Origin of the sequence: Streptomyces sp. NPDC127190 (assembly GCF_042672505.1) — a bacterium.
Classification (GTDB): domain Bacteria; phylum Actinomycetota; class Actinomycetes; order Streptomycetales; family Streptomycetaceae; genus Streptomyces.
This window is the reverse complement of record NZ_JBHXVE010000038.1, coordinates 26,705-34,326: the sequence shown is the minus strand read 5'-3', so window position 1 is coordinate 34,326 and position 7,622 is coordinate 26,705. Positions and strand designations below refer to the sequence as shown.

Here is a 7,622-nt window from a genome sequence, read left to right as displayed (position 1 = left end):
TCAGCTCACGAACACATCCCACCCCCCCCCCACCCCCCCCCCCACGAGTGGCTCCCAGACCGCCCGGGCCGCCACCACTCATTTCTTGCGCTGGGGCGCTTCGTGCGCCGGGTGCCTTCCGTCTACCAGCGATACCAGCGGCCCTTGCGGCCCGCGCCGTCCGCCGTCCGGACGACGAAGCCGAGCAACCACACGACGAGCACGATCACTGCGATCCACCACAGCGCCTTCAGGGCGAAGCCCGCGCCGAAGAGGATCAGGGCCAGCAGAAGAACCAGAAGCAGGGGAACCATCGTTATCAACCTCCTGGCCACCGGATGCCCTTACTTCAGTCCTACAAGCACACAAAATATGAGTTACTTCCAAGGAGTGAGGGGCATATGTGCGCCGTATGCCGTGGACGATTTCCCTCTCTCTGGCACCTCACTCGTCGCAGCCACGGGGGCCCGGCTCCAGCGGGAATTCGGGGGCGAGCAGTCCGTGAGGGTCGTGGAGCACGGTGTCGCTCACCGGCGCCCCGCCGCGTCGTCCTGGTTGTGGTCGCCGGAGCAGGCTGGGCGAGGAAGCGGGCGTAGCCGCGGTCGGCGCAGGCCAGCAAGGCCAGGGAAGGCCGGCAGAAGGCAGGCGGCTGCAGGCCGCGCTTCCTTCGGGTGCGGGACCGGCGGGTGTGGGTGCGCTCATGGGGCACCGCCTTCGGAGCTCTGCGGGTGCGGCACCGTCTCCGTCGTCGCCACGGGCCGCCCTACTCGGTCGGGTGAATACGCCAGGAGGGGAGAACTGCATGCGGTGCGGGCGTGTGGTGCCTGGCATGAAGCCGATCAGCGAAGTACATGTGGCGGAGCCGGGCGTGGCCGTCGTCGAGGTCGCGGCCTGTGACGACCGGACCGCGTTCGCGGTCCAGGAACTACTCGCCAGGAGATGGGCGACCGCGATCGCGGACACCACGACCCGGGCTCCCGGGGAGCCCGGCGTCCGGCTGCGCTGCTACCTGGACGTGCGCCAGGAGCTCAGCCCATAGCACGGCCGAGGACGTGCGGTCCCCGTGCAGGCACGGCCGATCAGGCGGCGGTCTTCTTGCGGCGGCGGCCGCTGCGGGCGAGGGCGTCGATGAGTTCCTCGCGGCTCATCTTCGACCGTCCGGGAAGCTCCTGCTCGGTCGCCCGCTGGTACAGATCCGTCTTGCTCAGCTTCTGCAGCTCTCTCTTGCCGCCAGCACCGTGGGTGCGGGACCGCGCGGCCCCGGCCTTCTTCGGCGGCGCGTTGCGCACCGGTGCCTTGGCCGCCTTGCCCGCCGCCGACCGGGCGGCCGCCTTCCGCGGCACTGTCTTCCCCTTGCGCTGGGCGGCCGGCTCCTGGCCGCCGCAGCCGGAGCGGGCTGCCTGCAGACTGCCCTGGAGGACCTTCATCAGGTCGATCACGTTGGTCGCCTCCGGCGGCTCCTCGGCCGCTGCGATCTCCTGCCCCTCGGCCTTGGCCGTGACCAGCTCGCGGACCTTCTCCTGGTAGGTGTCACGGTAGCGGGAGGTGTCCCAGTCGGAGCTGAGCGCGTCGCCCAGTTGCAGCGCCATGTCCAGCTGCTTGCCGCGCCCCGCCCGGCCCGAAGGCAGCTCGGGAAGCTCCTGGGCCGGGTCACGGACCTCATCCGCCCAGTGCAGCGTCTGCAACACCAGCACCTTGTCCTCCGCCCGCAGCGCGGTCAGGTACTGCTTGTTACGCATCACGAAGGTGGCGATCCCCACCTTGTCCGCCTCCGCGAGGGCGGCACGCAGCAGCTCGTAGACCCCTGTGTACTCCTTGCCGCGGGGAGCGATGTAGTAGGTGCGGTCGAAGTAGACCGGCTCGATCCGCTCAAGGTCGACGAAGTCGGTGATGTCGATGGTCTTGGAGCGGCCCGGCGCGATCTCGTCCAGCTCGTCCGGCTCGACCACGACATACTGGCCCTCGTCGAGCTCGAAGCCCTTGACAATGTCGCTGGTCTCGACCTCGTCGCCGGTGCGCTCGTTGACCCGCTTGTTGCGGATCCGGTCCGAGGTGCCCCGCTGCAGCTGGTGGAAGTGGACCGTGTGATCCTCGGTCGCCGTGTACAGACCGACGGGGACGGTGACGAGCCCGAAGGTAATCACACCCGTCCAGATCGCCCGAGCCATCACCATGCTCCATCCCATGTCACCCAGCACCTGCTGCTTCCACGCTCGCACCGCCGCCCGCCCCACGCGCGCCCAGCCACACCCCAGCCACCTGATTGGCTGCCGCCGGCCGGCGCGCCGGGGATGGCGTGACCTTTCTGCACGGCCAGCCGTTGGGCACGGCACGCGTACCGGACGCCGTCCTCCCTGCGGACGTGTGCGCAGTCGAGGGGCCCGAACCGTGCCCGGCCTTCGGGCCCCTCCCCCGGCCACCGCAGCGTGCGCCGGGAACGGCAGGAGGCAGGGGTTGCCGGATCCTCGGACGTTCCGGGGCACAGCCGGGGCAGCCGCAACTACCCGCCGACCGGTCAGGCGATCAGGGTGAAAAGACGACGCCGTACTGCCTAGCGAACCGGTTGGCCTCCGCCGTGGAACCGCACATCGAACGTAGGTAGAAGGCATAGGCCACCGACTCGACCTGCGCCTCGTCCAGGCACAGCGCCCACCGTTTGCCCACCCGGTCAAAGCACGCGGTCCGCACCCGCTCCGCCAACCCAGCCGCCGGCGGCACCCGCAACCGCGCCCCGCTGCTCAGGTACACGCGCAGGGCATCCATCTCCGCCGGCCGCAGCTCGACCAAACGCTCCCCCTCTGCCGGGCACTGCCGCCGAACCGGGACAGGACTGGCATCGGCGTACGTCACAACGTCATGGCCGTACGAGGCGAGCCTCGCCGCCCACAAGATGGGCCGGCCCGCATAGGCGGACAGCTCCGCCCGCACCAACACATCCGCCAGCTCCGCCAACCCCTGCCCGGCCGCCGCCTCCACCGCCCGCTGATACTGGGGACGCAGCTGACCAGACAGCACCCACCCCCACTCCGCCTCCCCGTCACGCAGAACCCGCAGCGCCTCCAGCCAGGCCTTCCTCCCCCGCACGCCCACACCACCCTTCGACGCAGCCCGACACCGGTGGAAGAACGTTAGGAGCCGGGCTGCGGCCAACGCCCCAGAACAGCCGAAAGATCACCGGCACGTGCGAGGAATCCGCCGGAACGGCGGGTCGGTGCAACGGCAACCGGAACGCCGCTGAACACATCCGCGAGCACTGCCTGCTCCGCACCTGGGAAACAAGCTCCGCCCGGCCCCCTTGCCGTCAGCGCCGGCGGAGTTCCTCCGCCCAGTTCCGGAGCTGGTCCTCGAGGACGACGTTGTCGCCGCGGGCCACGGTCTGGAGCAGCTGGGCGCATACGGTGGCTTCGGCGGCCAGGCCGGCCGGGCTGCCCAGGATGGGGAAGGTGGCACGGACGCGGGCGGCGGTGTCCGGCTGGAGCAGGGTGTAGGCGTAGAGGGTGGCGGCGTCGTGCCCCTCAGGTGCTCGGCCCCAGCCCTCCCAGTCCAAAAGCTGAAGGGGCGATGCGGTGAGGTTCGCCCAGTGCACGTCGGCGTGGGCGGTGGTCCAGCAGGTCACGACCGGGGCCGGGATGCCGACGAACTGGGCGATGACCCGGTCCATGTACTGCTGTCGTACAGCGACGCGGTCGGTGCCAGCGGCCGCCACCTTCTGAAGCACCCCGGCGAGCTGCTGCCACCAGGAGTCCGGCAGCTGGATGCCGTGCCGAAGGACCGGATCCTCGGACAGGACCGGCTGGTCGACGCGCACCGACAGCTCCGCCCGGTAGGCGGTGCCGTCGTCGACGGCGTCGTGGACGGCCAGGAGGGCGGGCCGGTGCCCGTCGAGGTCGCCGAAGGCGTGCTGGGCGTCGAGGGCTCCGTCCCACAGCTTCCCTGACGCCTTGTCCTTCGGTGCGGATACCAGCCGCAGCCACGCCGGTTGGCCGTCGGCGGTGCGGGCCGGGGCACCCAGGGTGCGCCCAGCCCACCCCCAGAACTCCCTGCCCGGCTCCACTCGGACGTCCAGGGCCGTCGCGGCGCGGGCGTGGTGGACGCGCAGGCGGCGCTCGGTGTCCGGGTCAGTGGGTGGCGAGTACACCAGTGATCTCCCGCACTGGGCGGCGGTCAGGGTGGGTTGGGCGACGGCGTCGGCCGCCTCGCTCCAGTGTGGCGCACTGGAGGCGGCGATGAGGACGTCCGTCACTCCTGGGCATGACGCCACGGTGAGGAGGCACGCCTGTGCGGGGGTCAGGCCCGGCCGGATGAGGTCGGCGAGCTCCTGGTCGACTATGCCGGGCAGCTCGCCGCCGTGCAGCGGTGCTGATGCCATCACCCGCAGCCCCGCGCCGACGGCGGCCGGGGGGCCCTGGCCGTGAAGGGCCTGGACGATGGGCGTCATCATCACCAGGCTGACCGGCAGCTGGACCGCGGCCAGGTGGTACTCCGTCCCGCCAGCGGCTTCGGCAGCCAGGGCGAGCAGCTCCCCCACTGTGAACGCCTCTTCCTCCAGGCCCGCCCACGTAGCGACCCCATACCCGGTCACGCGCCCTGCCGCCGCGGCTTCCTCCAGGACGGCGAAGGCGTCACGGACTGTGTGGTGCAGGGCGCTCCGGTCACCGGGGTGGGCGCGCTCGGGGTTGTGGAGCAGGACCAGGTCCAGCCGGTCGCGCCCGAGTTGCTCGCGGTTGCGGGCGATCTGCCAGCACGTTGTCCGGGGCGAGGCTGTGCCCGGCCGGGGCCTGGTCCTCGGTGAGGACGTCAGCGTTCACTGCATCGGAACCGATGGCTGCGGTGAAGTAGCCGGCCTTCGTGGAGACCCGCAGCGTCGGGTGGGCGGCCAGACGAGTCTTGCAACGCTCGATCAATCGGCGGCGACCCTCCACGGACACTGGTGCGTTCGCGTGGGTCATGGTGTGGTCGAGTCCGTACGGGACGCGTGGTGCCGTGCGGCGGTGACGATGAGGGAGACATTCTGCCCACCGAAGCCGAAGGAGTTGCTGAGCACGGCCTCCTGGGGGACGTCTCGTCGCTCTGCGGCGACATCGAGATCGATGTCGGGCCCGACGCCGGCCGCGGTGAGGTTGCGAGTCGGGGGGATGACGCCGTGCTCCACGCTGAGAACGGCGATGAGCGCCTCGATCGCCCCCGCCGCGCCAAAGAGATGACCAAGCGCCGCCTTGGGGGCCGTCACGGTGGCGCGGCCGAAGACCTGCCTGATCGCGTGGGCCTCGGCGACGTCGCCGACCGGAGTTCCGGTGGCGTGGGCGTTGATGTGGCTGATCTGCTCAGGAGCCAAACCGGCTTGCGCAAGGGCCTTCCGCATGGCCGAGATCTGACCGGAGCCGTCGGCAGCGGGCGCCGTGATGTGGTGAGCGTCTGCGGCGATACCGGCGCCCGCGAGGACCGCGTGGACGCGCGCGCCTCGGGCGCTGGCATGCTCGGCGCTTTCGAGCACCACGACAGCGGCGCCTTCACTGAGGACGAATCCGCTGCGGTCCGCGGCGAACGGCCGGGACGCTGAGGCAGGTTCAGCGGTGTGCCGCGACAGTGCTTGTGCCTGGGCGAAGCCGGCGACGGTGATCGGGGTGATCGCGGCCTCGGTCCCGCCCGCGATGACCACGTCCGCCTCGCCGGCGCGGATGAGCCTGGCTCCCAGAGCGATTGCCTCGGCACCGGAGGAGCATGCCGAGACGGGCGTGTAGACCCCGGCCCGTGCGCCGTATTCGATGCTGATCAGCGCCGCCGCCGCATTCGGCATGAGCATCGGGACCGTGCGTGGCGAGACGCGCCGCGTCCCGGCCACCTCCAGCACGTCGTCTTCCTTCAGCAGCGTCCGCACGCCCCCGATACCCGTGCCGACCGATGATGCGAGCCGGTCCGGGTCGACCCGCGGGGCACCTGCATCGGCCCAGGCTTCCGCCGCCGCGGTGAGGGCTGCCTGCTGCGAGCGGTCGAGCCGCCTGACCTGCACCGGCAGTAGCGACTCGGCGGGATCGATCGCCATCGTCCCCGCGACGGTGTCGGGAAGACCAGTGTCCTCGTGACCGGGTAGGACGCCGCCGCGGATGCCGGACTCGCCGGCAAGCAGGGCTTTCCAGGTGGATTCCACGTCTGCCCCGAGTGGTGTGATCGCGCCGAGTCCGGTCACGACGACTTCAGTCCGGTGCATACCCTTCAACCTTTCTTGTATGCGATACAAGCAAGCAGGCATCGTTGTATCACATACAATTCGGGTGTGGAGAAGAAGCGAACCGAAGCTCGATCAACGTCGACTCGGTCGCGTGACCGCGGTCGCGCGACGAGGCGCCGGCTGATTGAGGCAACTGCCCGGCTCTGCATGGAGCGGCCCGGCGCTGAGGTGAGCGTCGCGGAGATCGCGAACGCGGCGGGCGTCTTCCCCAATCAGGTCACCTACTACTTCGGCTCCAAGGACTCGCTGCTCGTGCACGCCGCCTTTCTCGGCTTGCTGCACGACGCCCGACGGATCGAGCGCATCGGTCGCCAAGCCCCCGATGCGGCGACATTTCGGCGCAACATCGCCCGCGCCGTACTGGCCATGCCCTCGCTCCCGTCAGTCGCGCGAGCCCTCGCCGCCGGGGTCTCCAAGCCCGAACTCGCCCCGGTGGTCGACCAGCACCTTCAGTTGCTGTTCCGGCAATCGGAGCGCTTCGTGAGCCAGCTCATCGACAGTCGCGGTTGGAGGACCCGTCGACCGCTCAGCGTGGAGACCAGGACGTTCTGGAGCACCGCGCTCGGCGCAGTGCTGCTCGTCCGCGCCGGGGCACACGGCACCAACGCCGACCTCGACCTCGCCGGAGCGTTGACCATCCATAACGAAGCCGATCTCGGTTAGCTCAGTCGAACAGGGCGGCGACGACGTGCGCGGTTCCCACGCGACGGTGGCCTTGTCGCGGTCGGTGTGTCTGCCGTCGCCGACGAACTCCACTGCTGCGGCTAGTGCCGTATCAGACAACGTTCGCCCTGTGTTCGATGTGAGATATGGTCCTCAGCCATGGGCGAATTGGTGTTGATCAGGCACGGCGAGACCACATGGAGCCGGACCGGACAGCATGCTGGCCGCACTGACCTACCGCTGACCAAGGCGGGGGAGGATGCGGCACGTGCGCTCGCACCTCGACTGGCCGAACGGGAGTTCGTCGCCGTCTACAGCAGCCCGCTGACTCGCGCCGTGCGGACCGCCGAACTGGCGGGGCTGAGCGGCGCGGAGCCCGACACCGACCTGATCGAGTGGGACTACGGCCGCTACGAGGGGCTGACCGCCGAGCAAATCCAGGAACTCAAGCCCGGCTGGGAGCTGTGGCGCGACGGCGTCGACGCCGGCGAGGACCTCGGGCACGTGACGGTGCGGGTCGACGCCTTCCTCGGCCGGGTCCGGCCGCTGCTGGACAAGGGCGACGTGGCCGTCGTTGCGCACGGCCACCTGTCACGCATACTCACCGCGCGCTGGCTCGGGCTCGACGCTTCGGCCGCGCGGCAGTTCGGGCACCCGCATCCGGGGACGATCAACACGCTGGGTTATGAGCACAAGCTGCCAGTCGTGCTCGGGTGGAACGTGCCGTAATGAAGGCTGTCCATATCCCGTC

General features: G+C 70.2%; 8 protein-coding genes. 3 read left to right on the top strand and 5 right to left on the bottom strand.

Features of this window, described 5'->3' with window-relative positions:
• Window positions 1-122: 122 nt before the first annotated feature.
• Window positions 123-293, bottom strand: coding sequence for a hydrophobic protein (locus ACFVIU_RS35870; RefSeq protein WP_365669126.1), 171 nt, complete (start codon window positions 291-293; stop codon window positions 123-125).
• 515 nt (window positions 294-808) lie between these two features.
• Between ACFVIU_RS35870 and ACFVIU_RS35865 the strand changes: the two genes are divergently transcribed.
• The gene (locus ACFVIU_RS35865) at window positions 809-1,018 is read left to right on the top strand and encodes a DUF6207 family protein (RefSeq protein WP_385847747.1); all 210 of its coding nucleotides are present in this window, start codon (window positions 809-811) and stop codon (window positions 1,016-1,018) included.
• A gap of 40 nt (window positions 1,019-1,058) precedes the next feature.
• Here the strand turns inward: ACFVIU_RS35865 and ACFVIU_RS35860 are convergent, their stop codons facing one another.
• From ACFVIU_RS35860 to ACFVIU_RS35845, 4 genes are all read right to left on the bottom strand, one after another.
• Complete coding sequence (locus ACFVIU_RS35860) at window positions 1,059-2,147, bottom strand: Ku protein (protein WP_385847745.1); 1,089 nt, start codon at window positions 2,145-2,147, stop codon at window positions 1,059-1,061.
• Between the two features lie 355 nt (window positions 2,148-2,502).
• Window positions 2,503-3,063: a DUF6417 family protein gene (locus ACFVIU_RS35855; RefSeq protein ID WP_385847744.1), complete on the bottom strand. Its 561-nt coding sequence runs from the start codon at window positions 3,061-3,063 to the stop codon at window positions 2,503-2,505.
• A 217-nt stretch (window positions 3,064-3,280) separates the two neighbouring features.
• Window positions 3,281-4,666, bottom strand: coding sequence for a hypothetical protein (locus ACFVIU_RS35850; RefSeq protein ID WP_385847781.1), 1,386 nt, complete (start codon window positions 4,664-4,666; stop codon window positions 3,281-3,283).
• 258 nt (window positions 4,667-4,924) lie between these two features.
• A complete protein-coding gene (locus ACFVIU_RS35845; RefSeq protein ID WP_385847743.1) occupies window positions 4,925-6,187 on the bottom strand; it encodes a beta-ketoacyl-[acyl-carrier-protein] synthase family protein in 1,263 nt (420 codons plus the stop codon).
• A 66-nt stretch (window positions 6,188-6,253) separates the two neighbouring features.
• Here ACFVIU_RS35845 and ACFVIU_RS35840 point away from each other — a divergent pair, with 66 nt between their 5' ends.
• Together ACFVIU_RS35840 and ACFVIU_RS35835 are read left to right on the top strand one after the other, a co-directional pair.
• Complete coding sequence (locus ACFVIU_RS35840; RefSeq protein WP_385847742.1) at window positions 6,254-6,871, top strand: TetR/AcrR family transcriptional regulator C-terminal domain-containing protein; 618 nt, start codon at window positions 6,254-6,256, stop codon at window positions 6,869-6,871.
• A 159-nt stretch (window positions 6,872-7,030) separates the two neighbouring features.
• Entirely contained in the window at window positions 7,031-7,600 is a 570-nt protein-coding gene (locus ACFVIU_RS35835) for a histidine phosphatase family protein (RefSeq protein WP_385847741.1), read from the top strand.
• Window positions 7,601-7,622: the final 22 nt, after the last annotated feature.

Excerpts from the sequence above, each read along its gene's own strand:
- ACFVIU_RS35870 (WP_365669126.1), bottom strand. The coding sequence starts at position 293 with ATGGTTCCCCTGCTTCTGGTTCTTCTGCTGGCCCTGATCCTCTTCGGC.
- ACFVIU_RS35865 (WP_385847747.1), top strand. The coding sequence starts at position 809 with ATGAAGCCGATCAGCGAAGTACATGTGGCGGAGCCGGGCGTGGCCGTC.
- ACFVIU_RS35860 (WP_385847745.1), bottom strand. The coding sequence starts at position 2,147 with ATGGCTCGGGCGATCTGGACGGGTGTGATTACCTTCGGGCTCGTCACC.
- ACFVIU_RS35845 (WP_385847743.1), bottom strand. The coding sequence starts at position 6,187 with ATGCACCGGACTGAAGTCGTCGTGACCGGACTCGGCGCGATCACACCA.
- ACFVIU_RS35835 (WP_385847741.1), top strand. The coding sequence starts at position 7,031 with ATGGGCGAATTGGTGTTGATCAGGCACGGCGAGACCACATGGAGCCGG.